This is a genomic window from Rhizobium sp. BR 314, assembly GCF_047445805.1.
GTDB classification, from domain to species: domain Bacteria; phylum Pseudomonadota; class Alphaproteobacteria; order Rhizobiales; family Rhizobiaceae; genus Rhizobium; species Rhizobium lusitanum_B.
Genome location: NZ_JARWLA010000031.1, coordinates 60,333 through 86,153, shown reverse-complemented (window position 1 = coordinate 86,153; position 25,821 = coordinate 60,333). Strand labels below are relative to the sequence as shown.

Annotated in this window: 32 protein-coding genes and 1 tRNA gene; 13 read left to right on the top strand and 20 right to left on the bottom strand. The window is 58.5% G+C overall.

The features are described 5' to 3' along the window. The 3 genes from QD461_RS28195 to QD461_RS28185 all read right to left on the bottom strand — a co-directional run. Positions 1-438: alcohol dehydrogenase catalytic domain-containing protein (locus QD461_RS28195; RefSeq protein ID WP_414090543.1), on the bottom strand; the 438-nt coding region annotated here is incomplete at its 3' end. A gap of 159 nt (positions 439-597) precedes the next feature. Further along, complete coding sequence (locus QD461_RS28190) at positions 598-2,607, bottom strand: acetyl-CoA carboxylase biotin carboxylase subunit (protein WP_414090542.1); 2,010 nt, start codon at positions 2,605-2,607, stop codon at positions 598-600. 73 nt (positions 2,608-2,680) lie between these two features. After that, the gene (locus QD461_RS28185; protein ID WP_414090541.1) at positions 2,681-3,574 is read right to left on the bottom strand and encodes a DMT family transporter; all 894 of its coding nucleotides are present in this window, start codon (positions 3,572-3,574) and stop codon (positions 2,681-2,683) included. A gap of 265 nt (positions 3,575-3,839) precedes the next feature. Between QD461_RS28185 and QD461_RS28180 the strand changes: the two genes are divergently transcribed. Further along, the gene (locus QD461_RS28180; protein ID WP_184710353.1) at positions 3,840-4,262 is read left to right on the top strand and encodes a helix-turn-helix domain-containing protein; all 423 of its coding nucleotides are present in this window, start codon (positions 3,840-3,842) and stop codon (positions 4,260-4,262) included. 89 nt (positions 4,263-4,351) lie between these two features. Here the strand turns inward: QD461_RS28180 and QD461_RS28175 are convergent. Continuing rightward, positions 4,352-4,436, bottom strand: a tRNA-Leu gene (locus QD461_RS28175). A 241-nt stretch (positions 4,437-4,677) separates the two neighbouring features. Here QD461_RS28175 and lipB point away from each other — a divergent pair. Then, complete coding sequence (gene lipB, locus QD461_RS28170) at positions 4,678-5,394, top strand: lipoyl(octanoyl) transferase LipB (RefSeq protein WP_414090540.1); 717 nt, start codon at positions 4,678-4,680, stop codon at positions 5,392-5,394. On the opposite strand, the gene QD461_RS28165 is transcribed toward lipB, so the two are convergent. Further along, positions 5,373-5,822 carry a hypothetical protein gene (locus QD461_RS28165; RefSeq protein ID WP_414090539.1) on the bottom strand — a complete coding sequence of 150 codons (450 nt, stop codon included), beginning with the start codon at positions 5,820-5,822 and terminating at the stop codon, positions 5,373-5,375. The genes lipB and QD461_RS28165 overlap by 22 nt on opposite strands. A 152-nt stretch (positions 5,823-5,974) precedes the next feature. Here QD461_RS28165 and QD461_RS28160 point away from each other — a divergent pair, with 152 nt between their 5' ends. After that, on the top strand, positions 5,975-6,526 hold the full coding sequence (locus QD461_RS28160; protein ID WP_414090538.1) for a hypothetical protein: 552 nt from the start codon (positions 5,975-5,977) through the stop codon (positions 6,524-6,526). A 61-nt stretch (positions 6,527-6,587) separates the two neighbouring features. On the opposite strand, the gene QD461_RS28155 is transcribed toward QD461_RS28160, so the two are convergent. Then, positions 6,588-7,082: a peptide deformylase gene (locus QD461_RS28155; protein ID WP_414090537.1), complete on the bottom strand. Its 495-nt coding sequence runs from the start codon at positions 7,080-7,082 to the stop codon at positions 6,588-6,590. 26 nt (positions 7,083-7,108) lie between these two features. On the opposite strand from QD461_RS28155, the gene QD461_RS28150 reads away from it, so the two are divergent. The 3 genes from QD461_RS28150 to QD461_RS28140 all read left to right on the top strand — a co-directional run bounded on the left by QD461_RS28150 (position 7,109) and on the right by QD461_RS28140 (position 8,894). Further along, complete coding sequence (locus QD461_RS28150; protein ID WP_414090536.1) at positions 7,109-7,828, top strand: GNAT family N-acetyltransferase; 720 nt, start codon at positions 7,109-7,111, stop codon at positions 7,826-7,828. 145 nt (positions 7,829-7,973) lie between these two features. Next, positions 7,974-8,363, top strand: a complete 390-nt coding sequence (locus QD461_RS28145) for a MerR family transcriptional regulator (protein WP_184710360.1) — start codon at positions 7,974-7,976, stop codon at positions 8,361-8,363. A gap of 81 nt (positions 8,364-8,444) precedes the next feature. Beyond that, on the top strand, positions 8,445-8,894 hold the full coding sequence (locus QD461_RS28140) for a hypothetical protein (protein ID WP_414090535.1): 450 nt from the start codon (positions 8,445-8,447) through the stop codon (positions 8,892-8,894). Between the two features lie 46 nt (positions 8,895-8,940). On the opposite strand, the gene QD461_RS28135 is transcribed toward QD461_RS28140, so the two are convergent. The 3 genes from QD461_RS28135 to QD461_RS28125 form a co-directional block, all read right to left on the bottom strand. Then, a complete protein-coding gene (locus tag QD461_RS28135) occupies positions 8,941-9,414 on the bottom strand; it encodes a methyltransferase family protein (protein ID WP_414090534.1) in 474 nt (157 codons plus the stop codon). A gap of 12 nt (positions 9,415-9,426) precedes the next feature. Then, a complete protein-coding gene (locus QD461_RS28130; RefSeq protein WP_414090533.1) occupies positions 9,427-10,416 on the bottom strand; it encodes a DUF1624 domain-containing protein in 990 nt (329 codons plus the stop codon). A 63-nt stretch (positions 10,417-10,479) separates the two neighbouring features. Next, a complete protein-coding gene (locus tag QD461_RS28125) occupies positions 10,480-11,172 on the bottom strand; it encodes a DUF599 domain-containing protein (RefSeq protein WP_184710367.1) in 693 nt (230 codons plus the stop codon). Positions 11,173-11,372: 200 nt separating this feature from the next. Between QD461_RS28125 and QD461_RS28120 the strand changes: the two genes are divergently transcribed. Continuing rightward, the gene (locus QD461_RS28120; protein WP_184710369.1) at positions 11,373-12,782 is read left to right on the top strand and encodes an L-serine ammonia-lyase; all 1,410 of its coding nucleotides are present in this window, start codon (positions 11,373-11,375) and stop codon (positions 12,780-12,782) included. A 59-nt stretch (positions 12,783-12,841) separates the two neighbouring features. Then, positions 12,842-13,276 (top strand): DUF1489 family protein, encoded by a 435-nt coding sequence (locus QD461_RS28115; RefSeq protein WP_414090532.1) that lies wholly within the window; start codon positions 12,842-12,844, stop codon positions 13,274-13,276. Between the two features lie 69 nt (positions 13,277-13,345). Here the strand turns inward: QD461_RS28115 and QD461_RS28110 are convergent, their stop codons facing one another. The 8 genes from QD461_RS28110 to QD461_RS28075 all read right to left on the bottom strand — a co-directional run bounded on the left by QD461_RS28110 (position 13,346) and on the right by QD461_RS28075 (position 19,969). Beyond that, positions 13,346-13,615: a hypothetical protein gene (locus tag QD461_RS28110; RefSeq protein ID WP_414090531.1), complete on the bottom strand. Its 270-nt coding sequence runs from the start codon at positions 13,613-13,615 to the stop codon at positions 13,346-13,348. 226 nt (positions 13,616-13,841) lie between these two features. Next, entirely contained in the window at positions 13,842-15,335 is a 1,494-nt protein-coding gene (locus tag QD461_RS28105) for a D-alanyl-D-alanine carboxypeptidase (protein WP_414090530.1), read from the bottom strand. A 118-nt stretch (positions 15,336-15,453) separates the two neighbouring features. Further along, entirely contained in the window at positions 15,454-16,224 is a 771-nt protein-coding gene (locus QD461_RS28100; RefSeq protein WP_414090529.1) for a hypothetical protein, read from the bottom strand. Between the two features lie 336 nt (positions 16,225-16,560). Further along, positions 16,561-17,166: a transglutaminase-like cysteine peptidase gene (locus QD461_RS28095; RefSeq protein ID WP_414090528.1), complete on the bottom strand. Its 606-nt coding sequence runs from the start codon at positions 17,164-17,166 to the stop codon at positions 16,561-16,563. A 93-nt stretch (positions 17,167-17,259) separates the two neighbouring features. Then, a complete protein-coding gene (locus QD461_RS28090; RefSeq protein WP_414090527.1) occupies positions 17,260-17,544 on the bottom strand; it encodes a hypothetical protein in 285 nt (94 codons plus the stop codon). Between the two features lie 16 nt (positions 17,545-17,560). Beyond that, positions 17,561-18,523, bottom strand: coding sequence for a prolyl aminopeptidase (gene pip / locus QD461_RS28085; RefSeq protein ID WP_414090526.1), 963 nt, complete (start codon positions 18,521-18,523; stop codon positions 17,561-17,563). A 72-nt stretch (positions 18,524-18,595) separates the two neighbouring features. After that, the gene (locus QD461_RS28080) at positions 18,596-19,225 is read right to left on the bottom strand and encodes a PilZ domain-containing protein (protein ID WP_414090525.1); all 630 of its coding nucleotides are present in this window, start codon (positions 19,223-19,225) and stop codon (positions 18,596-18,598) included. A gap of 84 nt (positions 19,226-19,309) precedes the next feature. Next, positions 19,310-19,969, bottom strand: a complete 660-nt coding sequence (locus tag QD461_RS28075) for a PAS domain-containing protein (protein ID WP_414090524.1) — start codon at positions 19,967-19,969, stop codon at positions 19,310-19,312. 315 nt (positions 19,970-20,284) lie between these two features. Between QD461_RS28075 and QD461_RS28070 the strand changes: the two genes are divergently transcribed. Beyond that, positions 20,285-21,052, top strand: coding sequence for a rhomboid family intramembrane serine protease (locus QD461_RS28070; RefSeq protein ID WP_184710389.1), 768 nt, complete (start codon positions 20,285-20,287; stop codon positions 21,050-21,052). A gap of 168 nt (positions 21,053-21,220) precedes the next feature. After that, entirely contained in the window at positions 21,221-21,655 is a 435-nt protein-coding gene (locus QD461_RS28065; protein WP_184710391.1) for a CBS domain-containing protein, read from the top strand. Between the two features lie 156 nt (positions 21,656-21,811). Here the strand turns inward: QD461_RS28065 and QD461_RS28060 are convergent, their stop codons facing one another. The 3 genes from QD461_RS28060 to folE all read right to left on the bottom strand — a co-directional run bounded on the left by QD461_RS28060 (position 21,812) and on the right by folE (position 24,078). Then, the gene (locus QD461_RS28060) at positions 21,812-22,771 is read right to left on the bottom strand and encodes a patatin-like phospholipase family protein (protein ID WP_414090523.1); all 960 of its coding nucleotides are present in this window, start codon (positions 22,769-22,771) and stop codon (positions 21,812-21,814) included. Positions 22,772-22,878: 107 nt separating this feature from the next. Continuing rightward, complete coding sequence (gene hisI, locus QD461_RS28055) at positions 22,879-23,328, bottom strand: phosphoribosyl-AMP cyclohydrolase (RefSeq protein WP_184710395.1); 450 nt, start codon at positions 23,326-23,328, stop codon at positions 22,879-22,881. Between the two features lie 138 nt (positions 23,329-23,466). Further along, entirely contained in the window at positions 23,467-24,078 is a 612-nt protein-coding gene (gene folE / locus QD461_RS28050; protein WP_414090522.1) for a GTP cyclohydrolase I FolE, read from the bottom strand. Between the two features lie 292 nt (positions 24,079-24,370). On the opposite strand from folE, the gene QD461_RS28045 reads away from it, so the two are divergent. The 3 genes from QD461_RS28045 to QD461_RS28035 are packed head-to-tail and all read left to right on the top strand — an operon-like array spanning position 24,371 to position 25,798. Then, entirely contained in the window at positions 24,371-24,832 is a 462-nt protein-coding gene (locus QD461_RS28045; protein ID WP_414090521.1) for an iron-sulfur cluster assembly scaffold protein, read from the top strand. Between the two features lie 14 nt (positions 24,833-24,846). Further along, positions 24,847-25,266, top strand: coding sequence for a membrane protein insertion efficiency factor YidD (gene yidD, locus QD461_RS28040; RefSeq protein WP_414090520.1), 420 nt, complete (start codon positions 24,847-24,849; stop codon positions 25,264-25,266). Between the two features lie 4 nt (positions 25,267-25,270). Continuing rightward, positions 25,271-25,798 (top strand): DUF1697 domain-containing protein, encoded by a 528-nt coding sequence (locus QD461_RS28035; protein WP_414090519.1) that lies wholly within the window; start codon positions 25,271-25,273, stop codon positions 25,796-25,798. The last annotated feature ends 23 nt before the right edge of the window (positions 25,799-25,821 follow it).

The following is a 25,821-nucleotide window of genomic DNA, read 5'->3' as shown; positions in this document are numbered from 1 at the left end:
CACGGTATAATTGGCGAAGGTCGAGCAGCCCATATAGTGATGGATCTTGTCCTTGCCGATCGAGAAGCGCGAGGTGCCATCCGGCATCAGGCCCTGGCCCTGGGTCGAGCGGATTGCCGTGCAGAGGTTGGTCTTGCGGGAAAGGCATGAGGGGCATTCGCGGCATTCGGGCGTGTAGAGCGGAATGACGTGGTCGCCCTTCCTGACCGAGGTCACGCCCGGACCGACATCGACGACGATGCCTGCACCTTCATGACCGAGGATGGCGGGAAACAGACCTTCCGGATCGGCGCCCGATAGGGTGAAATCATCGGTGTGGCAGATACCGGTCGCCTTGACCTCGATCAGCACTTCGCCGGCGCGCGGTCCCTCAAGCTGAACCGTCATCACCTCAAGCGGCTTACCGGCCTGCACCGCGACTGCTGCTCTTACGTCCATGGTTTCATCCCTTCCTGCTATGATTTGATCCGCGCGACATTGCCACGGCCGCACAGGGCGACTCAAGCCAAAATCAGACACTTAGCGTCGCAATTGTGAAGTTTTAGCCGAACAACCGTCGGACACTTTTCCGGAATTTGTTCAGATCACTTGATTTGATCAGGCGAATTCCATGATCACGGCGTCAACGGCAAGACTTTCGCCCGGCTTGGCGTTGATCTTGCCGATAACAAGATCACGTTCGGCGCGCAGGACATTCTCCATCTTCATCGCCTCGACGATGGCTAGCGTCTCGCCGGCCTTGACCTCCTGTCCCTCGGTTACGGCGATCGACACGACGAGGCCGGGCATGGGGCAGAGCAACAGCTTCGACGTATCCGGCGGCAGCTTGACGGGCATGAGCTGATCGAGCTCGGCCTGGCGCGGTGTGAACACCTTGGCCATGACGGAAATACCCTGCCAATCGATGCGTAGGCCGTTCAGCACCGTGCGGATCTGAACCGTCAACCTGCGGCCACCGATATGGCCGACCCAGACGGCATCGCCGGGGCGCCATTCGGTCGCGACAGTAACGGTCTGGCCGCCGATCTGCATGTCCATCTCGAAAGGAATGGTAACAACACCTTCGAGCAATGCCACGGGCAGGTTATCGGCTCCGAGCCTGACAACCCAGCTTTCCCGCAATGGTCCGGCTGCGGAACGCAACCGGTCGCCATAGCGCTCGCGGCGGTTGGCTTCGATCAGGCTGCAGGAAAGGGCGACGGCTGCAAGCAGAGCGGTCTGATCCTCATCCGGCGTTACGGGCGCGAAGCCATGAGGATATTCCTCGGCAATGAAGCCGGTGGAAAGACGGCCCTCGCGCCAGCGCGGATGCTTCATCAGCGCTGACAGGAAGGGCATATTGTGCTCGATACCATCGACGACGAAACCATCAAGAGCTTCGCCCATCGCTTCGATTGCTTCAAGCCTCGTCGAAGCCCATGTGCAGAGCTTTGCGATCATCGGATCGTAATACATGGAGATTTCGGCGCCTTCGAAGACGCCGGTGTCGTTGCGGACGATGGACTTCTCCGTCTTGCCTTCGCGCGGCGGACGATAGCGCGTCAGACGGCCGATCGAAGGCAGGAAGTTGCGATAGGGATCTTCCGCGTAAAGACGGCTTTCGATCGCCCAGCCTTTGAGCTTGATGTCAGCCTGCTTGAACGGCAACGTCTCACCGGCGGCGACGCGGATCATCTGCTCGACGAGATCGATGCCGGTCACCAGTTCCGTCACCGGATGCTCGACCTGCAGGCGCGTATTCATTTCGAGGAAATAGAAATTCCGGTCGCGATCTACGATGAACTCGACCGTGCCGGCGCTTTGATAGTCGACGGCCTTGGCCAGTGCCACCGACTGCTCGCCCATGGCCTTGCGCGTTGCTTCGTCGAGGAACGGCGAGGGTGCCTCTTCCACGACCTTCTGGTTGCGGCGCTGGATGGAGCATTCGCGCTCGCCGAGATAGACGACATTGCCATGAGCATCGGCCAGCACCTGGATCTCGATGTGCCGTGGGTCTACGACAAATTTCTCGATGAAGACGCGGTCATCGCCGAAAGAGCTCTTCGCCTCGGACCGGGCGCGATCGAAGCCGTCGCGCACCTCGTCCTTGCTCCAGGCGATGCGCATGCCTTTGCCGCCGCCGCCTGCCGATGCCTTGATCATGACGGGATAGCCGATTTCGGCCGCGATCTTTTCCGCATGATCGGCATCATCGATGATGCCGAGATGCCCCGGAACGGTAGAGACCTTGGCGGCGTTGGCGAATTTCTTCGACTCGATCTTGTCGCCCATGGCTTCGATCGCTTTGGGCTTCGGGCCGATGAAGACAATACCCTCCTTTTCCAGCGCCGCGCAAAAGGAGGCGCGCTCCGAAAGGAAGCCGTAACCGGGGTGAACGGCCTCGGCGCCGGTCTGCTTGCAAGCGGCGATGATCTTGTCGGCGATGAGATAGCTTTCAGCGGCGGGCGCAGGGCCGATATGGACTGATTCATCGGCCATTTCGACATGCAGGGCATCCCGATCTGCATCCGAATAGACCGCGACTGTGAGAATGCCCATCCGGCGTGCAGTCTTGATCACGCGGCAGGCGATCTCGCCGCGATTGGCGATCAGGATTTTCTTGAACATGCAATCTCCGCCCAATACTTCTGCTGTGTCAGTGTTTTAGCCACAAATTGCCTTGGCGGTCCATGCGCAAGATCTACCCTTGCGCGGAATTTACCGATCTGGACTGCACGCGCTCGCGCCAGATGATGAAAAGGCCGGAGCCTACGATGATGGCGATACCGATCCACTTGGAAAGGTTGGGGAAGTCGCCGAAGATCGCGTAGCCGAGGACCGTGGCCGAAATGATCTCGAAATATTGGAACGGAGCCAGCAGGGACAATGGCGCCAGCCGGAAGGCTCGGACGACAAGCATGTGTGCGTAGCCTGAAATCGAGCCCAGGATCAGCAACAGCATGAGGCCGAGCATGGAGCCGGGCAGGGAAGGCTCGAAGTCTGCAACGCCGACAGATGAGCCGACAAGGAGGGCGAATGCCATGAACACGGTGCCGCCCGCACCCGCCATGATCTGCATCGTCAAAGGCGAATCGGCCTCACCGACGGCGCGGTTCATGAAGAGATAGAGTGCGTAGAGAAAGGCGCAGGCGACCGGCAGCAATGCCTTCAATCCGAAAATCGCGAAACTCGGCTGGATGACGATCATCGCGCCGCCAAAACCGATGACGATCGCCAGCCACCGCCTCCAGCCGACCTTGTCGCCTAGAAACAGTGCCGAAAGCGCCGTAAGCATGAACGGCTCAACGAAGTAGATCGCGAAAACATCGGCGAGCGGCATATATTTGACTGCGGCGAAAAAGAGCAGGCTGGCGGCGCCATGCAGCGCGCCACGCAACAGATTCATCCAGGGACGCTTCGCCGAAAAGGCCGACCGTCCCGTCGCGGTCGCGAGCAGCGGCAGCATGCAGACGAGTTGGAAGAAGAAGCGGTAAAAGGTCACTTGGCCAGGCGACATGCCTTCGAAACTCGCCATGTATTTGGCGATCGCGTCCATCGTCGGCAGCAGGATCATGGCGCTGGCCATAATCGTCATGCCTCTAAGGGGATTCTGCTGTGTGGAAACGGTGTGGGAGACGGACATAACGGAACATCAAACACAGGAACATCCTGCAATCAAGAAGCGATCTGGCACAGCTTTCGAAACCATGGGGCCGGGTGCGCAAGATGTCGCACTTTTCCATTTGGGACAGATCGTGGTGGCGGGATGACGCCCGTAGACCTATCTGTGCTTTCGGAAAAGGCTAAAACATAAGTGCGCCGCACAGATCGCCGGCGCAGCCAAGAAAAGGATCGCACCGATGTTCAAGCCCGAACAAGAGACGACCGTTTTTTCGGACGAGGGCGGCGACACCCTGGGCGGACGGCTGTCCATGGCTCGAGACGCAGCGGGCATCAGCCTGGAGAAACTGGCAATCGAACTGGGTGTCACCGAGGAGACGATGCTCGCCTGGGAATCCGATCGCGCCGAGCCGCAGGCTTCCGCGCTGGTAACGCTGTCGGCGCTTTTCGGTGTATCCCCCGCATGGCTTATGACTGGTGCTGGCGACGGCCCGGCCGATGACAGCGATGAGCGGGCGCTCGACGCGGTCAGAAACGAGCTCTCGCGCTTGCAAACGGCCCATCAGGAAATCGGGAAGTTGATCGAGGCGACAACTCGCCAAATCGAACGGCTAGATCACCAGATCCGGCTACGCAATGTCAGCAAGGATGTTGCGCATTAGAGCTGTGTCCCGCGATCCCCGCGCTTGGGGGCACGTCTTCGCGCAAGCCATTGTCTAGAAAACAAAAAACCCGGCCTAAGCCGGGTTCTTGGTGCGGTCGAGAAGACTCGAACTTCCACGGGTTGCCCCACAGCGACCTCAACGCTGCGCGTCTACCAATTCCGCCACGACCGCATCGTGGTAGCGCCGAATTGCTCCGGCGGGGCTGCATGTAGCAAAAGCATTCGGGGGGCACAAGAGCGATATGTCAGTTTTTTTAAATTCCTTCGCGGCTCCTCCGATCGTACCCGTGGGAATGCCGGGAAAACGCCGTAGATGTTTGAATTTCCGCCGGAATAGCGCCATATGTGGATAACTCGCCGGCGCGCAGGATTTCCACGAATGCAGCCTGCGGCGGATAAAGGACTGCCAAAAAATGCTTCGCACAGAACTTTCTCACCAAATGTTTCCCGTTCAAGGCACGCCGCCCGTTCGCTGGCGGATCAGCGATGGTCTTGTTCCTTATGACGAGGCCGTCGCAACGATGGAGGCCGAGGTCGCTGATATCGCCGAGGGCCGGGCGTCGGAACTGGTCTGGCTGGTGGAACATCCTCCACTCTATACCGCTGGCACCAGCGCCAATGCCGCCGATCTTATCGAGCCGGATCGATTTCCTGTCTTCGCGAGCGGGCGCGGGGGGGAATATACCTATCACGGGCCGGGGCAGCGCGTGGCCTATGTCATGCTGGACCTGAAGTGTCGCCGGCAGGATATCCGCGCCTTTGTCGGCGCCCTTGAGGAAGTGATCATCCGCACGCTCGAATCGATGAATGTACGCGGAGAGCGACGCGAGGACAGGGTGGGCGTATGGGTCAGGCGTCCGGAAAAGCCGGTGCTGCCCGATGGCACGGTTGCCGAAGACAAGGTTGCCGCCCTTGGCATCCGCGTGCGCAAATGGGTGACGTTTCATGGTCTTTCGCTGAACGTCGATCCCGACCTCAGCCATTTTACCGGGATCGTTCCGTGTGGAATTTCGGCCTATGGCGTCACCAGCCTCGTCGATCTCGGGCTTCCCGTCATGATGCCGGATGTGGATATCCGTCTTCGCGAGGCGTTCGAGCAGGTGTTCGGTCAAACGGTCAACGATGCCTGAGGTATTTTCGCTTTCCTTCGAATCGTGAAAACGACCGCCTCATAGCTTGCTCTGAGAGAATCGCGCAGCTCTCGATCGTCAAACGAGTTGATTCGATAGTGATGTGGTTCGCTGCTCAAGAAAATGCCCCGGAAGGGAGAGCATCCAGGGCATAGAGAGGGGAACTGCCAGAAAAAGATTAGGGCGGTTCCTCCACACTTCAAGGCCCCCATCTTACGATAGGTTGCAATGTCGTAAAAATCGTTTACCCGGCTCGCGAAGCGGCGATCGGTTGTGGTCACTTTGCTATTCGGGAACATAGCTAAGCTGGAGGCGGGATGGGAAAATGAGGCGGCCTCTGTGCCATAAAGGCACTGAGAATCATTGGATTTCCGGTTGATTCCAAAGGGATGCGAAGTGCCATCGATGATTGCTGCCCAGGCCAACATGCTCTTTCCGATAGCTGTTTTCGTACAGTCTACGTTCATATTCGTCCGCATATGGTGTCATCCGTCGCCCCTAGATCGCCTGTCGATTGACAATCGAAAGGGACGATACGATTAATAGTTTCGACATTCGTCATAGAGCGGAGGAAATGCCAATGACTAGTCGTGCCATTCTGTTGATGTCCCTTGCGTCTCTTACAGTTGTAGGCTCGATGGGCCTCGCTTCTTCGGCTTCTGCGCTAACCATGAAAGAGTGCAGCGCCAAATATCAGGCAGCTAAAACCGCTGGCACTCTGAACGGCCAGAAGTGGAATGACTTCCGCGCAACGCAGTGCAGCGCCGATGCAGGTGCAGCAGCTGCCGCTCCCGCAGCAACCGCCCCCGCCGCGACTGCTCCGGCAACGACTGCTCCGGCTGCCAAGGCAGCGAAGACAACTGCAGCAGCCAAGGTCGACGCTAGCGAGCCTGACGCGACGAAGCCGCCGGCAGCTGAACCGGCAAAGCCGACGACGGCCGCTCCGGCCGGCGTGACCTTCCCGGCCAAGATCGATGCCAAGTATGCCACCGAAACGCCCGGCAAAGGCCGTTTCCACACCTGCGTCGACGCATACAATGCAGCCAAGGCCAAGAACGCACTCGGCGGTCTGAAGTGGATCCAGAAGGGCGGCGGCTACTACAGCCTCTGCAACTCCAAGCTCAAGGGCTGATTTCCGGATCGGTAGAACATGCAGCGGGCGCCATAGTGGCGCCCGTTTTGTTTTTGGGCGATCAGCGGCGGAGCTTCTCCCACCTCTTGATCAGGCGATCGCGCTTGAGCTTCGACAGTCGCTGCAGCCAGAAGATGCCGTCGAGCTGGTCGATCTCGTGCTGAATACAGATCGCCAGGAAATCTTCAGCCTGTTCTTCATGCGTTGCGCCAGTCACATCCTGATAGGAAAAGCGGATAGCTTTCGGTCTCACGATCTCTTCCGTGGCCCCAGGCATGGACACGCTGCCTTCCATATGCCTCATGGTTTCCTCCGAGGACCAGAGAAGCTGCGGATTGATATAGGTGCGCACGCCGTCCTGCCGGCTGAGCTCGATGACCACGATCCGCTTGAGTATGCCGATATGTGGGCCGGTAATGCCGACGCCCGGTGCGGCGCGCATCGTATCCAGCAAATCCTCAGCAAGTCCGCTCACCCCGTTATCGAAGGTGGCAACTGGCGCGCAGGCCGATTGCAGCAACGGGCTGGGGAAACGAATAATGGGGCGAACCGGCATCTGGCTCTCCATTGTTGGAACGGCATATGTTGATGGCACAAGACCGGAAAGAGGCGCCGGCAGGCGATTGCCTTCGGGAGCAAATACAAAATATCAGCGCTTTCGTCTATCTGCTTGTTGACGTTGATTTTTCTTCTTGGGTAGAAGGCCAGGATGATGTTGGGTGCAATCGCGCTGCAGGTATCCATGATCGTCGCGGCGGCAGAAATAAGAAAGGGCGAACAGGCGTGGTCGATGTGAACATCCGCATCAAGCGAGCTGCCGCTGAGCATTTTTCGGCATTGCAGGCCGTGGAGCTTGCGTCGTTTGAAACATTGCGCGCGACGGGCGCGGTCACAGGCGACGCGACGGCAAGCAGCGAAGAAGATCTGCGGCGGTATCTCGATGCCGGTTTTTTGTATGCAGCGTTCGACGAAAACGACAGGCCGGTTGGTTATGCCGGAGGATATGTCGTCGATGGCTGGCTGCATATCGGCGAGGCGGATGTGCATCCGAACTGGCAGCGCAAGGGGATTGGAAGGCGATTGATGCAGGCATTGCTTGCCGACGGCCAACAGCGAAAACTCGCGGGGGCGACGCTTACGACTGATCGCTTTGCACCCTTCAACGCTTCATTCCACGCCTCGCTGGGGTTTCAGGTGGTAGAGGGAGAGGCCTGTCCAGAGCGTTTGAAGGCGATTCTTCGCACGGAGGAAGCGATAGGTTTCGATCCGCTTCGCCGGGTCGCCATGATACTCGCCTACTGATCTCTTGCGAATCTGCCCACCTTGGAGGGCTGCTGCGGCAAGCCTTCGTCATCGGGCCAGATCGCAGCAGAAGTCACATCACGCGCAAAAATTGACTATTACGTAAAAGTCAATATGATGGTCTGCGTCAGATAGGGGCGAATTCTTGGTAGACGGATACTATAGCATAACGGAGCTTACGCGGGAATTCGGTGTTTCGACCCGAACATTGCGGTTCTACGAGGACGAGGGCCTCATCCAACCCGAGCGCAAAGGGCGCACGCGCCTGTTTCGCCCGGCCGACAGGCGACTCATCGCCGAGATCCTGCGCGGACGCCGCATCGGCTTCACTATCGCAGAAATTCGCGAGATCATTCAGGTCTACAAGGAACCTCCGGGCGAGATCGGCCAGCTGAAGCTGCTGATGAAGCGCGTGGACGAGAAGCGCGACGAGTTGCGCCAGAAGCGCAAGGATATCGAGGATACGCTGAGCGAACTCGACAATGTCGAGGAAGCCTGCCTCGGCCGTCTGGCCGAAATCGGCGTTGGGACGTGATAGTTTAAGCAGACAATTTTGTTGCCACAGTTCCGGCGAGAACGCTTTCTAAAAAAGCCTAGCGTTCTTGGGGAATTTGGTATGGTTGCGGGAATCGGATTTGCCTTGGCTGCGTTCATCGCCGCTACTTTTCCGAGTGTTGGCGGTGGCCGCGCAGCCGAGACCGCAAAATCGGGCGTACCGTTTGCCTACGCCCTTCTACTGGATGGAAAAGATGCGATCTATGGGCAGACCACCTGCCAAATCAAGGTCACATGCCAGCTCATCGATAACCAGAAAACTCGCGTCCGGCTGAGTGTAATCATTGATTCAACAAAGTATTTGGCAGGCGAAGTTCGCGTGGACTGCGGTGAAATCGACTGTTCTTTCTCAACGTCGAAAGCATCGGCTCGACTCGAGGGGCGATCTACAGGAAAGTCATCCCGACAATTCGATCTCTTTGCCGGTGAGAGAGATGGATTCGAGACGTATCTGGTTTACCGCAAAAGAGAGAAGATCGGTCAGGTTCTCCTATTCTTCGGAAACCGGTAGACCGCGCCCGAACGCCTCCTTGAGGCAATCCCTCAGCCCGTTCGCCTCAAACCCAGCGGCGCGTGCGCTTGCAGTAAAATTCGAATTCGCAGCCGAAGCGGGAGAGGAGATGCATCTCTTCGCAGCGGATCACGAGCAGCGTGGTGAGCGCGGCCGCCGTGGCTGCCATGGCCACGAACCAGAGATTGCCGATCAGTAGGCCGAGCCCGGCTGTCAGCAGAGTGTAACCGAGATAGGTCGGATTGCGCGTGAAGCGAAACGGGCCTGTCGTGACAAGGTAGGCGCTGCAGCGCTGCGTCAAGACGGTCGTGCGGCTCTCCACCAGTGTCTTGACCGCCCAGACATTCAGCGTCACCGCAAATGTGACGAGAGCAGCGCCGGCGACCCATGCGACGATCGACCAGAAAAGAGGCAGGGACAGCGGATAGTAGCGCTGCAGCCACAGCGCGATAATAACGGCGACGCTATAGAGGACCGGCGGCCACGGAAAACTCAGCGACTTCGAACGATAGGCATTCATGGAATAACCCTGTCATTGCGCTTCATCCGTGCATTGTATCGCGATTCGGCTCACGCGTTCATCGCTATCCGCTTTGATTGCCCCGGATTCCAGGGGGTTGAGGAGATTTTGTGCCTGTAGTTTATCGAGCGTGCACTCGCAGAAGCTGCGGCACATTTTCTCGCCGCCTGATTGCGTGCAAGACGCCACGCATTGCTTGACATAACCGACTGTCGGATCTTGCGGAGGAGCTGGGGCAACCAGCGACAGCAGATAGACCAGGCCGAACAGCAGCGGCTGATGAACGAGGTAGAAAGCAAGACTGTGACGACCGGCGCGGGCGATCAGATTTTGGCCCGGACCGAATGTTGCCAGGCGCTTAAGCCAACCGATGGACATTGCCAGCTGCGCCATGCCGAGGCCGAAGAGAAATGGCGTCAGCCAGGGGAAAAGCGGCACGTAGTCGTTTGACCGCTGGGGCGTCTCCGACAGGCCGACCCACCAGAGCCACGGCGTGTCGAATGCGGCGGAATGCAGTGAAAAGGGCGCGATGACATTATCGACGATGATGCCGGCTCCGAGCAGCGCCGCGATCAGCAGGGTCGCAAAAGCCGGTAAACGCAGGAATAGCAGCCCGAGAAGGCTAGCCGCGGCGATTGCATGAAGAATGCCGAAGTAGATCCAGCCTGGGCCGATAAACAGTTTCGTGACGATGGAGATCGCCAGCGCCGCGGCGACGATCATTCCCAAGCGGCGACCATAGGAGCGCCAGCGAATCTCGGGTGTGTTGGCGAGGACCAGGCTGAAGCCAGCGAGAAACAGGAAGGTGCTGGCGATGGCGCGGGCATAAACCTTCAGCCAGCCCGTTTCTGCCGTGCCGGCGTCGAGGTAGCCGAAGAACTCGAAATCCCAGGTGCAGTGGTAGCTTGCCATCGCCAGAAGAGCGATGCCGCGCGCCGTATCCAGAATCCCGATGCGCGGCGTCTTTTGCGGTGCATCAGCGATCTCGGCGATTGCGACCATTGGGGCGGGTCCTTCCAGGCATGAACTCAAATCACTGATGTCGCCTGCGGCGACGCGGGCTTGTCATGGCACATCGCCGTCCATGATGGCCAGACGGGCGTCGGAAAAAAACTGGCGACGGATCAGCACGGTAATGATGAACATCGTCGTGACGATGAACACATATGGGCTCACGAACCAGCCGAGATAGCCGATCGATAGGAAAATCGCCCGCAGCCCGGCATTGAAATTGCGGGCGGCGATGATGTTCATTCGCACCACGCGTTCGGCTGCCCGTTCGGCACCAATCGGATCGAGAATCGCATCCTCCCTCATCGGCAGGGAGCCGAAGAGAATGGTGCAATAGTTGAACAGGCGATAAGCCCAGCCGAACTTGAAAAAGGCGTAGCCGAAAAGGCAGGCCAGCCCGGCCACCTTGATCTCGAAGGCAGCTCGGCCGCCATTGAAAATGAAGGGCAGGTCGGAGAAGAAGGCGTTGATCTTGTCCGTTGCGCCTAGCAGCGCGAAGCAGCTGCCGATGGCAAAGATCGAGGTGGACGCAAAAAAACCGGTGCCGTTCTGTAATCCCGACAGGATCTGCGTATCGATCATCTTCAGATCGCGTCGCAGAGAATTGTAGATCCACTCGCGCCGGCGCTCGTTCATCGCAAGCGTTAAGCTGGTGCGATTGAAGAAACGGGCGCTGCCGACGATCCAGTTCAGCGCAACCCAAAGAAAGATAAAGAGGGCGAGGGCGACATAGTCGGCAGTCGTCATAAAGGCAGATTCTCCCGGATCAATCCGATGTGGACTGTAACTTAGCGCGGGCCGGGTGCAATGCCCTTCTGTTTGCCTCGCCCGATGCCTACATGTAATGTCGCTGCCATGAAATCCGATGTCGGTCGATCGCCATGCAAGGTTGCCCTGATAGCGTAGCTTTGCTCAAAGTCGATTTGCCGAGGAGGCAATAAAGGTCCATGTTTCTTTCAGTTTTCGATGTTTTCAAGATCGGTGTGGGACCGTCCAGCTCGCACACCATGGGGCCAATGTCCGCCGCGAATCGCTTCCTGGAGTTGGTGCTGTCGAATGAGTGGCCGCGCCCGTCTTCGAATGTGCAGGTCGCGTCGATCAAGGTCAGTCTGCATGGCTCGCTCGCCCATACGGGGATCGGTCACGGCACGGGCAGAGCAGTCATTCTCGGGCTGATGGGCGAGCGTCCGGATACGGTCGATCCGGACCGGATGGATGCCATCATCGACGAGGTCGAGCATAGCGGGCGTATCACGCCGCCGGGTCATCCCGGATATCAGTTTCATCCCAAGACGGACCTCATCTTCGACAAGAAGGTGCCTTTGCCGGGGCATGCCAATGGCATGAGCTTTTCTGCCTTCGACAAGGATGAGCGCCTGCTCGTCAAGCGCATTTATTATTCCGTTGGTGGCGGTTTCGTCGTCACCGATACCGAGCTCGAACAGATGCGGGCGGACAAGAAGAAGCCGGCGGCTGCCGGCGAGCGTGTTCCGTTCCCCTTTGCCAGCGCCAAGCAGATGCTTGACATGTCCGAGCGCTCCGGCCTTTCGATCGCACAGATGAAGCGCGCCAACGAAGAGACGCGCATGAGCCCCGAGGAGCTGGATGCTGGTCTCGACCGCATCTGGGCGGCCATGAGCAGTTGTATCGACCGTGGGCTCAAGGTCGATGGCATCATGCCCGGCGGCCTGAAGGTGCGCCGGCGTGCGCGCGCCATCCATGACAAGCTGCAGGAGGAGTGGCGCAGCAACCGCATCAATCCGGTGCTCGCCAACGACTGGCTCAGCGTCTACGCCATGGCCGTCAACGAGGAAAATGCTGCGGGCGGCCGCGTCGTGACGGCGCCGACCAATGGCGCGGCCGGCGTCATTCCGGCAACGATCCGCTACTACCAGCATTTTCATGAGGATTGGGATCAGGAAGGCATCCACAACTATCTGCTGACTGCGGCCGCAGTCGGCGGCATCATCAAGCACAACGCCTCGATTTCCGGCGCTGAAGTCGGCTGTCAGGGTGAGGTGGGCTCGGCGGCGGCAATGGCGGCTGCGGGGCTCGCCGCCGTCATGGGCGCAACACCGGAGCAGATAGAGAATGCCGCCGAAATCGCGCTGGAACACCATCTGGGCATGACCTGCGACCCTATCGCTGGGCTTGTTCAGGTGCCCTGCATCGAGCGAAACGCACTTGGTGCCGTCAAGGCGGTTACCGCCGCTTCGCTCGCACTCAAGGGCGATGGCCAGCATTTCGTGCCGCTCGACGCCTGCATCGAAACGATGCGCCAGACCGGCCACGACATGAGCGAGAAATACAAGGAAACCTCCACGGGCGGCCTCGCCGTGAATGTGGTGGAGTGCTGAGTGTGGACGCCTGATCTAAAGGCTTGACGTCCTCAGCCAAAAGGACTTCAACGGCACCCATGGCTTTGCATCTCATCAAATTGTGCGTGGGCGCGGATTCGATTGATGACCTGCGCGAATGGGTTTCCGAGCGGGCGATGACAGCCATCGCCGCCGGTCTGGAGCCGCATACGACCCATACGACCCGTATGGTGCCGAAGCGCATGGAAGAGTTGTTGGATGGCGGCTCGCTCTATTGGGTGATCAAGGGGCAGGTGCAGGCGCGGCAAAAGCTGCTCGATATCGAGACCTTCACAGATGCGGAAGGCATTCAACGCTGCCGGCTCATCCTCGATCCCAGTGTCATCGAAACGACAGGTCAGCCTCGCCGGCCGTTCCAGGGCTGGCGCTACCTGCCGCAGGATGATGTCCCGCGCGATCTTGATAGCCTCGGCGCGGCAGCCGAACTGCCCGCCGATTTGCGGCGGGAACTTTCCGAACTTGGATTGCTTTAAGGCGAGGGTCTAAAGCGCGATCTCTGAGGTTCGCTCGCGCTTCAGGTCCTTGATTTCGTGCAATTGGCGTTAGCGCAACCGCATCATGACCGGTGCACGGCCGCTCGGAGCAGTGATGTGCAGGTGGATATGCGCGTCCGGCTGGGAGTAGCGCCATGCGCGGGCACCGTGGCAAAGCAGGATGCCGATAAGGTCCTTGGTCTTGTTGCGCGAACGGCTGAGGCCCAGATCGGCCAACCGCATCGCCGCCTCATGGAGCGGATGAAGAGCAAAGCTCTTCTGTTTCGTCTTTACCCCGCCATCGAGCGAGAGACCGGGAAAGTTCTCGTTCATTGCCATTTCAAGTCCCCGTACACGTTACAAACTCAGGGCCGGTCCGATGGACATCCGGAACCGGGAAGCCAGGCATCTATGCAACAGGCCTGACCGATCTTCATGCATCCCCGCTTCTCTTCGAATAGCGAAAATGCCGCATCTTGTAGTTTCGTACGCGCTATAAGCGGAAAACCGCCGCGCATTACTCCTGGACATACTTCAGGCGACACGAAACACATTGGTCACCGTTCTATTCCACGCTCGCCCAGCACTTAACGCCTGCGCGCTTCAAAGCTTTGCAGGCGCTGAGGGCCGAGTTCTGATCCTCAAAGCCGCCAAAGCGAGCGCGGTAGCCGCCGTCAAAGGCAACGGTATAGGGTTTTGCGGCACGCAGTGCCTTGCCGCCCTTGTTCTTGGCGGCATCGAGAAGATCGCTGGCGCCGTCCTTGCTGGAGGAAACACCGATCTGGACGATCCAACCGGTGGGATCGCGCTCGGCCTTTTCGGCCTTTGCAACCTTTTCCGTCTTCTCCGCCTTTTCAGCGCGCTGCAGTTTCACGACCTTCGTATCGGCTTTGGAGATTGAGGCGGTGGTGACGGTATCGACTTCATCCTCATCGGCATCGTCGGAAGTCGCATCGTCTGAAGCCGCGCGCTGCGGAACAGGCTGTGCTGCAAGCAGGGGATTGGCCGATTTCGGCGTTACCGCTGCAAAGGCCGCCGCGCTGGATGGCTGCTGGGGCTCGACCGCCTCTGCGGCTTCATCGTTGCGAATCTTTGCGTGGTTGACCTCACCAAAGCGGGCACTGGCGACCTGAACATTGGGTGTGGCCGCAGGCGCGTGGGCAACGACCTCGGAGGCGATATGGCGTGTCGATGCCTGCGGCAGATATGCGGCGATCAACTTGCGCATCTGATTGTCGCGGGCGGGTGTGGACGCGCCGCCAAGTACCACGCCGACGATCGAACGGCCATCGACCTTTACCGAAGTTGCGAGGTTGTACCCGGCTGCGCGGGTATAACCGGTCTTGATGCCGTCGACGCCGCGCACGGAACCGATCAGGCGGTTATGACCAAAAATGACCCTGCTGCCGAGGTGAAAGCTCGTCTCGGAGAAGAAACCGTAATATTGCGGAAAATGCTCACGAAGGGCGATGCCGAGGCGAGCCTGGTCACGGGCCGTCGTCATCTGCGCGGTATTCGGCAGGCCGTTTGGATTGCGGTAGGTCGTGCGCGTCATGCCGAGCGCGCGCGCCCTGTCGTTCATCATGCGCGCAAAGCCCTCCTCGGAGCCGCCGAGCATCTCGCCCAGCGCCATGGCGGCATCATTGGCCGATTTGGTGACAATACCGAGGATGGCCTCGCGTACCGTTACCGAATGGCCAGTGCCGATGCCGAGCTTCGTCGGCGCCTGCAAGGCGGCATTCTTGGAGAAGACGACTGGCGTGTCGAGAGTAATGCGGCCTGCTTCAAGTGCTTCGAAGGTCAAATAGACCGTCATCATCTTGGTCAGCGAGGCGGGGTAGTGAAGCGTGTCAGCGTTTTCGCTGTAGAGAACGTTGCCCGTATTGGCATCGACGACGATGCCGGCATATTTCGTGCCTGCATAGGCGCTCACGGCGGTTACCGTGATCGTTGCCGTTGCCACCGAAAAGCCTAGGAACATTCTCGCCAGAATCTTACCGGATTGAGACGACGATACGGGAAGGGTTGATCTGGACACTAAATCACTCTCTGCTTGCATTTACATTCTCGATGATCCGGCCGCCGCCTTCCACAAACGCCCGTTGCGTTCGAGAGTAAGGGCTTAGCGTTACCAATCGGTTTATGATGAACGGTTGGTTTCAGGTTTTCGCGCCATTTTAGCGACCGGCGCCAGTTGTGGGCAAAGAGCCTTGGGTATCCAGGAGCCGCGCTTTAACGAAGCTCTGGACAGCGGCATCCATGGTGCGCCAATCCCCGAGCTGATTGCTGGAAAAGCGATAGAGGACGCTCAAGTCCTTACCCACCTTGACATCTCTCTGGCAGTCGCCGCTGGTTGCCAGGGCCGGCGATGCGGGCAGGAGGCAGCGCACGACATAGTCAGGCTGTCCCGGACGGGACGCCGTCAAAAGAATCTCGTTGTTGTAGCCGGCATCGGCACGCAGGCGATGCGCCGTCAAACCATGGGGACCGGAATACGGCACGCCATCCATGATGTGAGAATAGATGGGCTCCAACCGGCCGGACATATCACGTGACATCGTGCTTTGGCTGAGCTGCAAGAAGATCAGCGACGAAGATTGAGAGACATCGTCAAAACGAAGCCGATCGGCCTCGCTGTATCCCTGCATCTGCGGCCAGGTGAGGTAGAGATCGACGCGTTCGGCCGTCCCATCGACGCGCTCGCTCGGGAAGCGGATGGTATTTGCCGTCAGGCGCAGCGCATCCTCGCCAATCGTCACGGAGACAGGCTTGGTGTCGGTGGTATGGCCACCCAGGGAAATTCTCTCTCCAAGCCAATGACCGCCAACGGAAATGCCGACGGTGAGGGCTGCCAGAACGGCAATGCCCGCGGTGATCCGATAGACGAGACCGCTCGATATCAGCGGCCTTTCGTCAATGCTCGAGGCTGATGACGGAGTAGAAACCATGCCCTTGCCTTCATTTCATTCCGCCCCGGATGCCAGCTTCAGTGCGAGCGATGGCAATTCCGCGGCAGGATCAGACTTTCAATGAGTCTTGTTCGGAAATGATTGGCGTCACGATGGTTAATGAAGCTTTAAAATAATGTCGGCGACCGTGCTATTGGGCGACGACCCACGCATATCCCGCCATGAATTGAAATTAAGCCGACGAACAAAAAAGAGCCGTTCCCGGGACAGTGGGAACGGCTCAGAGGCACCGGCCTGGACAGAAATCAGGGGACGAGACCGGGTCTCTGCTCTCGATCATCGGCGCTAGGCCACCGACGATCTTTGTATCACTTCCTACTTCAGGCTGCCGACGGCAACGGCGCGGCCGTCCTGGATCTTGACCCAACGGGCTGGGTGGTCGACCGACTGGCGTTTGAGGAAGGTGTATTCCGTCTCAGACCAAAGCTTCACCTTGTTTCGCATGTTGTCGAGAACGAAGTCGCCGCGATCGGTACGCACCGTCAGGACAGCATGACCATCGCCATTCGGCTGCAGCACGACGGTCATGAGCAGATCGGACGGAGAGAAGCCGGCATCGATCAATTCCTTACGCTTCAGCAGTGCGAAATCTTCGCAATCGCCGGCCGTGGTCGGGATCGCCCACTTTTCCTCGACGCCGTAAAGCTCCATGTCGGTCATCGGCTTGATCGTCGTGTTGACCGTGTAATTGATCTGCAGGATCGTCTTCCAGCTATCCTGGGTGAGGATAATCGGACCCGCATCGCCGCCGGCGAAAGTGCACTCGCGAGGGTTCTCCTTGCAGAACTCGTAGTGACCGATCGGGGGAGCGGCGTCGCCCGTGATCCTCATGTTGGCTGGTGCGGCCTGAGCAAGGCCGAAGAAGCCGAGAGTGGCGAATGCTAAAGCGGCGCAACCGCGAAGTACGAAGTGAAAGTTCATGTCCCTGTCCCTGCTTATTTTGTTGGGATCAGAATGACACGCATGCTTTTATCTCGCGCAAAATTGCACAGTCAAATTAAGGGCTTAGTTGAATCAAATCCGCATCAAACTTTCATAAAACACGCAGAAAACTTGAATCAATTTTTCAGCGAATTCGATTAAAATTCGAATGTTTCCGGTATGGTTCCCTGGATTGGCTAAGGCCGTCTCAGCCCTGCTTTCAAATGGTTTATCACCAATGGAATTGTTAACGGCGAGATGGCTCTTACGGTTAAATATCGTCCCATAATGAAACAACATAACCGCCACGGCTAGGAAACGGATGGCCCAAACCGGCCGATATGCCCGCTGCTGTGCCACTTTGGGAAAAATCAGCAAAAATATTTTTTTGATTTTATTTTGAAATTCGCACGCGCATAGCGTCCGCCACCCGGATGATCGTCGCTGCCATTTCCGCCAGATCGGCAGAATGGGCTGCGTTGGGAACGACGATCAGCCCAGCCTCCGGCATTGCCCGCGACAATTCCCATGCCGTGACGAGTGGGCCCTCAAGATCGAGCCGCCCCTGAACCATGGTGCAGGGGATGCCGACAATGCGATTGATGTCACGGAGGATCTGGCTTTCTTCAATCCAGGCCAGATGATGAAAGTAATGCGTGATGATGCGAGCGCGCGCTGTCACGTATCGCGAATCGGACCAGCGGGCCGACAGGGTGGCGCGAGGATCGACCAGGATCGAGGCGGATTCCCACTCATGCCAATCGACAGCTGCCTTCACGTGAATGGTCGGATCGGGATTGCACAGAAGGCGGTAGTAGGCGCCGACAAGATCACCGTCACGATCCCCTGGCGGAACAGCCGCGCGGAATCGCGCCCACTCCTCGGGAAAGAAACGCCTGAGGCCGTGGTAGAGCCAGTCGATCTCCGTGTGCCTCGTCATGGTAATGCCGACGAGAAGTAAGAACGACACCCGATCCGGATGGGTTTCGGCATAAATCAGGGCAAGCGTGCACCCCCACGAATTGCCGAAAACGGCCCAGCGCTCGATACCGAGTGAAATTCTCAGCCGCTCAATATCGGCGATGGAGTGCCAGGTCGTGTTCGTCGATAGATCGACATCCGGCTCTGACGCGTGCGGGAGGCTATTGCCGCAGCCGCGCTGGTCGAACTGGACGATTCGGTAATGCTGAGGATCGAAATATCGGCGCGTGCCGGCGGAGCTTCCTGATCCCGGCCCACCGTGAAGGATAAGGACGGGTGCTCCCGCGGGATTGCCGGATTGCATCCAGAATATCCGGTGGCCGTCACCGACCTCAAGCAGGCCTTCCGCAAAAGGAGTTATATCGGGATAGAGCATTTCGCCGCCACGCATCCAAGACAAAACAAGCGTCGCTATTTCGGCGCGTTGCGTGACAGGACGATAACAGGATCAGAGAAATTCGCGCAAAGTTTCGCGCGATTGCAGCGAAAGGAACTCGATCGCCACGCCTTCCATGAAGTGACGCACGACACGGCCGCGCATATTGCCGAGCCGCACCGGAGTGCCGAGAGGCGGCCGCACCTCGACATCGACGGCGGCGCCGGAAAGCGAAAGGTCCATGATGCGACAGGTATAGGCCGTGCCGTCGTCCATGGTCAGGTCGCAACGAGTGTTGCGCGGCGTCAGACGATCGTGGCGACGATCTTCAGGCAGACCGAGTTCATGCTTGTTGGCAAGCCAGGTAAGCTGGGCGGCAAGTTTTTCGCGCTTCCGTTCGGTCGCGTTAATCGACATGGTGAAACCGCGCCCATCGATGGCAATGACATGGCCTTCGACGCGGCCAAGGTGATCGATGTAAGCTATGACACGCTCATCGGCCCGCGGACGTCCCACGCAGGTGACATACATGTCTCCCGGGGACATTTCGGTTACCAGACACTCGAATTCCTCATAATTGGCGAGCATCAGTCGACCCTGCATATTGATCGGGACTCGCTGAAAAGTCCGCTGATCGTTGCGGGGGCCATTGCCTGCCAGTTGATTTGACCGCATGCCCTGGGCCGGCTGGAATGAATGCATGGATGAGCTTCTTTGACCGATTACGTCCGATGCAATAACTAGCCGAAAGTTCTTAAGGTAATGTTGTCTTTCTCGCGGCGTTACTTAAAGGCGTCTGCCGATTTTGTCCCGTGACGGTTCAGCTTCGACGTCGCGACCGCGCATTGCCAGATTGAGTTTCCTGCGCATCCATTCGCCCAGCCGCATGTTTTCATGGGTTGGCAGGATGTCAGTTGGATCGGGATGAGGCGGCGCATCGATAATGCGGGCAGGGCGTTCATACAGCAGGCGCGTGCGATCGAGCGCCAGAAACTCCAGGCAGTCGTTACCCAGCCATGCGGCAGGTGTCGCAGGCGCCAGGCAGCCCAGCAATCTATCGCAAGTATCGCTGGAGCTTCGCAGCGGCATTAGCATCATTTCAAATGCGGCGCTGCGGCCGCTGACGCAGTAGCCAGTTGCATGGATCATGGCGGGAACGACATGCGCCATGACGCCGGCCGCAATGCGCACCGGATCCTCCTGCTGGCTGCCGGCCCAAAGGGCCGCAAAGTCCTCGCCGCGAATTTCGCGTCCCATCAGATTGCAGATCGTCGTACCCGCCAGGCGGAAGCGCGGATTGTCGTCCGCCGTATTCTCGAGAATGAAGAGTTCGGGGAGAATATGGCCGATTGCCGAAGGTTGTATCAATCTGCGCAACGGCGCGTCCGCGTTGCCGCGGATCTGCTCCCAGTAGGTAAATATCTCTGTGCTCGTCTTCTGCCGCATGATGCGTGGGTGTCCCATTTCAGTTCAAACTCAGGGGCGGTTTTCGCCGTCACATCAAGCCTTGCCAGTTTCATGCCAGATCCGGGATGTTAGGGTTAACTATTGGTTTCAATTGCCAATCGCGACGGCAGATGAGAGGAATAGGGCATCACTTCACCAAGTGACCTTCAGCACGAACTTTCAGGGCGCAGCGCCGGCTTTGCAGGCCAATCCAGCGGAAAGACGCCCGTTTTGCCGCCCGGCATCCGGGCGGCTTTTTTTTTGAGTTTTGCTGCGCTATGTGTCGATCACATCTCAAGAAAAGCAGAGCAAGACATGGACGATGAACAGCTGCCGCGCCAAGAGCCGGAAGATCCGCGGCCGCAGCGCGTTCCGGCCTTCAATCTGCCGCCGGTCATCCTGGCGAGCCTCGCACTGCTGATTGCCGTCTTCGCGTTGATGAACCTGCCGTCCTGGTCGGATCAGACGTTGAACTGGATCTATTTCACCTTCAGCTTCATTCCGGCCCGCTATGCCTTTCCGCTGTCGCAGCAGGGCCTTGAATGGCTTTGGACGCCCGTTACCTATTCTCTGCTGCATGGCGGCATCGAACATATCGTCTTCAACAGCCTTTGGCTGATGGTGTTCGCGGCGCCGGTCGCACGGCGCATCGGTACCGCGCGCTATGTGATTTTCTGGTTTCTCTCATCCGCCGCCTCCGCCTTCATGCATGCCGCGCTTTATTGGGGCGATCAGACCCTGCTGATCGGCGCGTCCGGCGTCGTCTCGGCACTGATGGGCGCTGCATGCCGCTTTGCCTTCCCCGCGATGGACGGGCGCCGTGTTTCGATGCGGCAGGCGCATCTCAATCCGCGGCTGAGCATTCTCGGTTCGCTGCGCAGCCGGACTGTCGTTGCCTATATCGTCATGTGGATTGCGGGTAACGCGCTCGTCGCCTTCGGCATTACACTAGTCGGCGACAGCGCGCAGCCTGTCGCCTGGGATGCCCATATCGGCGGCTTTCTTTTCGGGTTTCTGTTGTTCGCTTTGTTTGATCGCCAGCCGCGGATGGAAGAGCAAGAAGCTATACCGCTCGACGAATGAAGCTGTTGCTTTCTTGCTGCGGCAAGCGCACCATTGATATCCGTCGGTCGCGGGATAAAGGAGATCGACTCGACCGACGGACAAAGCGCCGGTTTGAGCTCCGGGGGTAATTTCGGAACATATCGGATGCTTCAAGTGTTCACCATGCTTTCGAGATGGGAGGATCGAATGTCAGTTTCCGTGAAGGCCATACTGGATGCCAAAGGCCGCGACGTCGTTACTGCCGGAGGCAATACGACGGTTGCCGAGGCTGCCAAACTACTCAACGAGAAGCGCATAGGCGCCATCGTCGTCGTCGGAATGAACAGCAAGATTTCCGGCATGTTTACCGAGCGCGATATCGTCAATGCCGTTGCCAAGCATGGCGCTGAATGCCTCGACAAGCCGATCGCATCGCTGATGACGGCAAAGGTACAGCGTTGCAAGGAGGATACCACGACCGATGAGCTTATGGAGGTGATGACCTTGGGTCGCTTCCGCCACGTGCCTGTCGAAGAGAAGGGCAAGCTCACCGGCATCATCTCGATCGGCGACGTCGTCAAATGGCGTATCCGCGAAATCGAGATCGAGGCGGAGCATATTAAGGCCTATATCGCCGGGTGACGAGCAGATTAGGGTCACCAGAGCAATCGACCCAGTGGGTCGATTGCAAAGCTGAGCGACTGCAGTTTGCCGTGAAATCCCGCACGCCGAGCGTTTGCTGACACCTGCTCCGCCGCAGGCGAAACAGTGCGATTTGCCGATGTCTCGGTTTGCGCCTTAGCGCGCGTATGCTTCCTGCATACGCCGGATTTCGGTCAATCTTGCCGATGCTTCCTCATAGCCGCGTTCTATCGCTTCGCCGGCACGATGAAATTCCGAAAGACCGATGTCGCTCAGGCGCGGATGCAGTGCCAGATCAGGCGGATCACCGGCCAGTCGAGCGCGCGCTATTCTATCCTGTATGATGTTGAAGGCCTGCACCATGACGCCGGTCATGCCGAGTTTCGTTGCAGGAGTATCGTCGCGACGGACCTGATCGCCGTTCGGCGGGCCGACATTATGTTTGACCACAGCAGACCTGCCGTAGAGGTCGTAGTGCAGGTTCACGCCGACCACCAGCGGCTGCTCATAGCTGCGGCATACCGAGACCGGAACCGGGTTGACCAGCGCGCCATCGACCAGGGTTCGGCCATTGGAGCGAATGGGCTCGAAGATGCCGGGCAGGGCGTAAGATGCGCGTAGTGCCGTGATAAGGGAGCCGTTGGCGATCCAGACTTCGTGACCGGTGTTCAGTTCCGACGCAACGGCAACGAACGGGCGATCCAGATCCTCGATCGCAAGGCCTTCCAGATGTTCCTGCATGCGCTTGGTCAGCCGCATGCCACCGAACAGGCCGCTACCGCCTATGGTCAGATCGAGAAGGCTTGCGATGCGGCGCATCGTCAGCGAACGGGCGAAAGCTTCGAGCTCATCAAGCTTGCCTGCCAGATAGCAACCGCCGACCAGCGCGCCGATCGACGTGCCGGCGATCATGCCGACCGCTATGCCGGCTTCGTCCAAGGCGCGCAACACGCCGATATGGGCCCAGCCGCGCGCTGCGCCGCCGCCGAGCGCCAGCGCGATCTTGACTTTCTTGGGGGGAGCCGGAGCGAGAGTAGGTGGGGACGTATCTTGCGAGGTGCTCAAAGCGGTCGAGTTCTGTCCGCCATTGTGACGATTCAAACCCCAATTCAGCATTTGAAGCCTCCTCCGAGGCCCCGCGCGCCTCTTGCTAAAATACTGTCCCTTTTTCGTTTCGAAATCGTATACTGGTTGCAGCCAGTTCAAGCACCTCGCCGATAGGTCTAGTGCTTGTAAACGTCTTCCGGATCGAAATGCAGGTGATCGTCGACCACGCTCAGCACCGGCTTTCCGTCTTCCAGCTCGACGGTGCGATAAAAGCAGGAGCGCCGTCCAGTATGACACGTCGCGTCGTGTCCGGCGACCTGCACTTTCAGCCAGATAGCATCCTGATCGCAGTCCGTACGGATTTCCGTCACCGTCTGCAGATTTCCGGAGGTTTCGCCCTTCTTCCAGAGTTTTCCACGAGAGCGGCTGAAATAATGCGCGGTGCCGGTCTTGATAGTCAGAGCCAAAGCCTCGGCGTTCATGTGAGCGACCATGAGGAGCTCGCCGTCATGCGCGTCGGTCACGATCGCGGTGATCAGGCCGCGATCGTCGAAGCGAGGCGTGAAATCGCCAGCATCTTCGAGTTCGGATTTGTCGTCGGAAGGCGCATTGAAAATAATGTTCATTTCCGGCTATTTCCCTGAAGTCTGGTTGGAGCATGATGCCGAAAAGTGAGAGCGGTTTTCGGCCGACGTCATGCTCTACTTCTTTGATTCTAGGGCGGATTCGGAATTTAGGCCCACTCGGCCTAAAATCATCCGGCTCTAGCGGCCGCGGACCATCGACATGAAACGGACCTGTTCTGACGGATCAGCCTTAAAGGCGCCGGTAAAGGTCGTCGTCAGCGTCGTTGAGCCCTGCTTCTGTACACCACGCATCGCCATGCACATATGCTCGGCATCGATCATCACGGCAACGCCGCGCGGACGCAGCGTATCGTCGATGGCGTTGGCGATCTGTGCAGTCATGGCTTCCTGCGTCTGCAGCCTGCGGCCGAAGATTTCGATGACGCGTGCGATCTTCGAAAGGCCGAGCACACGGCCGTTAGGTAGGTAGGCCACATGGGCCTTGCCGATGATCGGGACCATGTGATGTTCGCAATGCGAATAGAAGGGAATGTCGCGCACGAGGACGATGTCGTCGTAGCCGGCAACCTCTTCAAAGGTACGGCCGAGCACATCCTCGGGGTTCAGGTCATAACCGGAGAAGAGCTCGCGATAGGCCTTGGCGACGCGCGCGGGCGTGTCGAGCAGGCCTTCGCGCTGCGGATCGTCGCCAGCCCAGCGAAGCAGAACGCGAACTGCGTCTTCAGCTTCCTTCTGCGACGGACGGTCGGATTCAACGGCTTGCGGAAAGTTCTTTACAATAGCGTCCATTACCTGTGGTTCTCCTGACCCGCTACGCGGATATCATCTTGTCGGACTCGCCACTGGCATTCCCCGAGGTACGGAGATTGTGTACCTTTGGCGGGCTCCGGGGCGTTCTGGCTGGCGGACAAGCCTGCCGTCCTGCACGGTTTCCCATCAAACTTACAGAAGACCATTGCATTTCGTTGGTCTTCGAACGACATACATATAGTATGGCATTGTCCCTGTGAAAGTGTCCTAAACGGACACGCTGTGTTTTTTGTTACGAAACACTCACGGGTGCATCGGAGCAAAATCTGGTATGGACGACATCTACAACAGCAAAATCCTGGAGTTTGCGGGCAATATCGGCCGTATCGGCAGTCTTCCTGACGCCGATGCCAGTGCCCAGGCCCATTCCAGACTGTGCGGTTCTCGCGTAAAAATCTGGCTGAAAATGGACGGCGATGTGGTGAAGGATTTTGCCCATGACGTCAAGGCCTGTGCGCTTGGCCAGGCGTCGTCATCGATCATGGCGCTGCATGTGGTCGGCGCCTCCGCGGATGAGGTGCGCAAGGCCCGCGAAGACATGCTCGCCATGCTCAAGGCAGACGGCGAGGGGCCGAGCGGCCGTTTCGAGGACATGCGCTATCTGCGTCCCGTCAGGGACTACAAGGCGCGTCATGCGTCTACCATGCTCACATTCGATGCGGTCGTGGATGCGATCGGTCAGATCGAGGCAGCACGCCAGGACGGAAATGCCAAAACGGCTAAGGCCGTCTGATCGGAATAGCGACGATGTGCCAATTCTGTCTCATGCAAGACGACGAGGACGATGGTGGTGCCGCTCCCTCAAAGCCAACGCGGCGCAAGACGTCACCGTCCGGTGATAATGTTGCGAAATCGAGAAATTATCCCGGGCCATTCCGCAAAACACCAGACCGGCTTTTCGGAATGGGCGTCATTCGACTGTATCAGCTCACGCTGTCCGGCTTCGTCGGCAATTCCTGCCGCCATATCCCGACCTGCTCGGAATATGGTTATGAGGCCGTCGCACGTCACGGGCTCTGGGCTGGAGGCTGGATGACGCTGTTTCGCGTCGCGCGCTGCGGACCGGGGGGCACGAGCGGGCTAGATCCGGTACCCGGCGAACTTGAGCGTCGCTATCATTGGTGGACGCCTTGGCGTTATTTCTGCCTCGGACAGAAGGCTGCCTGACCGCATGGCAGTCTATGTCGCGCTGCTCTACAGCATTGTTCTCGGCGCGGGTCGCAGAGTCGTCATGGCCGATCTCAAGGTGATGGCTGAGGGGCTCGGCTTTGAAAACGCCCGAACGCTGGTGGCAACCGGCAATCTCCTCTTCGAATGCGAGAAGCAGCCGATCGCTTCGATCGAGGCGAAACTTGAGGCCGGCTTTGCCGCCACCTTCGGAAAACATGTCGATATCATCGTGCGCGATGCCCACACATGGCTGAAGCTTGCCGAAAGCAATCCTTTCCTGGATGGAATCGGCAGTGAAGTCATCGTTCGGGTCATGCGGCAGCCACTCGAACCGGACGTTCTCGATATGCTTGCGAAATATAGGCGCGATGAGCGCATGGCCGTCGTCAATGGCGATCTCTGGATCGATTTCGGCCTCAAAGCCAGTGAGACGAAAATGCTGCCGGCCCTGACGAAAAAGAGGCTCGGTGTCGGAACGATGCGAAACTGGAACACCGTGCGCGGTTTGGCCGAGATGATCGGCCGCTAACGCCGCTTTTTCTTTACTAAATA

Bases quoted from the DNA above. Each gene is read 5' to 3' on its own strand.
- QD461_RS28110 (WP_414090531.1), bottom strand. From the start codon at position 13,615: ATGGCAATGAACGAGAACTTTCCCGGTCTCTCGCTCGATGGCGGGGTA.
- QD461_RS28065 (WP_184710391.1), top strand. From the start codon at position 21,221: ATGTCAGTTTCCGTGAAGGCCATACTGGATGCCAAAGGCCGCGACGTC.
- QD461_RS28070 (WP_184710389.1), top strand. From the start codon at position 20,285: ATGGACGATGAACAGCTGCCGCGCCAAGAGCCGGAAGATCCGCGGCCG.
- QD461_RS28180 (WP_184710353.1), top strand. From the start codon at position 3,840: ATGTTCAAGCCCGAACAAGAGACGACCGTTTTTTCGGACGAGGGCGGC.
- QD461_RS28100 (WP_414090529.1), bottom strand. From the start codon at position 16,224: ATGGTTTCTACTCCGTCATCAGCCTCGAGCATTGACGAAAGGCCGCTG.
- QD461_RS28115 (WP_414090532.1), top strand. From the start codon at position 12,842: ATGGCTTTGCATCTCATCAAATTGTGCGTGGGCGCGGATTCGATTGAT.
- QD461_RS28035 (WP_414090519.1), top strand. From the start codon at position 25,271: ATGGCAGTCTATGTCGCGCTGCTCTACAGCATTGTTCTCGGCGCGGGT.
- QD461_RS28160 (WP_414090538.1), top strand. From the start codon at position 5,975: ATGACTAGTCGTGCCATTCTGTTGATGTCCCTTGCGTCTCTTACAGTT.
- QD461_RS28155 (WP_414090537.1), bottom strand. From the start codon at position 7,082: ATGCCGGTTCGCCCCATTATTCGTTTCCCCAGCCCGTTGCTGCAATCG.
- QD461_RS28105 (WP_414090530.1), bottom strand. From the start codon at position 15,335: ATGCAAGCAGAGAGTGATTTAGTGTCCAGATCAACCCTTCCCGTATCG.
- QD461_RS28080 (WP_414090525.1), bottom strand. From the start codon at position 19,225: ATGCATTCATTCCAGCCGGCCCAGGGCATGCGGTCAAATCAACTGGCA.
- QD461_RS28165 (WP_414090539.1), bottom strand. From the start codon at position 5,822: ATGTTGGCCTGGGCAGCAATCATCGATGGCACTTCGCATCCCTTTGGA.
- folE (WP_414090522.1), bottom strand. From the start codon at position 24,078: ATGGACGCTATTGTAAAGAACTTTCCGCAAGCCGTTGAATCCGACCGT.
- QD461_RS28135 (WP_414090534.1), bottom strand. From the start codon at position 9,414: ATGAATGCCTATCGTTCGAAGTCGCTGAGTTTTCCGTGGCCGCCGGTC.
- QD461_RS28185 (WP_414090541.1), bottom strand. From the start codon at position 3,574: ATGACGATTATGGCCAGCGCCATGATCCTGCTGCCGACGATGGACGCG.
- pip (WP_414090526.1), bottom strand. From the start codon at position 18,523: ATGCTCTATCCCGATATAACTCCTTTTGCGGAAGGCCTGCTTGAGGTC.
- lipB (WP_414090540.1), top strand. From the start codon at position 4,678: ATGCTTCGCACAGAACTTTCTCACCAAATGTTTCCCGTTCAAGGCACG.
- yidD (WP_414090520.1), top strand. From the start codon at position 24,847: ATGTGCCAATTCTGTCTCATGCAAGACGACGAGGACGATGGTGGTGCC.
- QD461_RS28140 (WP_414090535.1), top strand. From the start codon at position 8,445: ATGGTTGCGGGAATCGGATTTGCCTTGGCTGCGTTCATCGCCGCTACT.
- QD461_RS28120 (WP_184710369.1), top strand. From the start codon at position 11,373: ATGTTTCTTTCAGTTTTCGATGTTTTCAAGATCGGTGTGGGACCGTCC.
- QD461_RS28060 (WP_414090523.1), bottom strand. From the start codon at position 22,771: ATGCTGAATTGGGGTTTGAATCGTCACAATGGCGGACAGAACTCGACC.
- QD461_RS28150 (WP_414090536.1), top strand. From the start codon at position 7,109: ATGTTGATGGCACAAGACCGGAAAGAGGCGCCGGCAGGCGATTGCCTT.
- QD461_RS28075 (WP_414090524.1), bottom strand. From the start codon at position 19,969: ATGCGGCAGAAGACGAGCACAGAGATATTTACCTACTGGGAGCAGATC.
- QD461_RS28190 (WP_414090542.1), bottom strand. From the start codon at position 2,607: ATGTTCAAGAAAATCCTGATCGCCAATCGCGGCGAGATCGCCTGCCGC.
- hisI (WP_184710395.1), bottom strand. From the start codon at position 23,328: ATGAACATTATTTTCAATGCGCCTTCCGACGACAAATCCGAACTCGAA.
- QD461_RS28095 (WP_414090528.1), bottom strand. From the start codon at position 17,166: ATGAACTTTCACTTCGTACTTCGCGGTTGCGCCGCTTTAGCATTCGCC.
- QD461_RS28130 (WP_414090533.1), bottom strand. From the start codon at position 10,416: ATGGTCGCAATCGCCGAGATCGCTGATGCACCGCAAAAGACGCCGCGC.
- QD461_RS28045 (WP_414090521.1), top strand. From the start codon at position 24,371: ATGGACGACATCTACAACAGCAAAATCCTGGAGTTTGCGGGCAATATC.
- QD461_RS28125 (WP_184710367.1), bottom strand. From the start codon at position 11,172: ATGACGACTGCCGACTATGTCGCCCTCGCCCTCTTTATCTTTCTTTGG.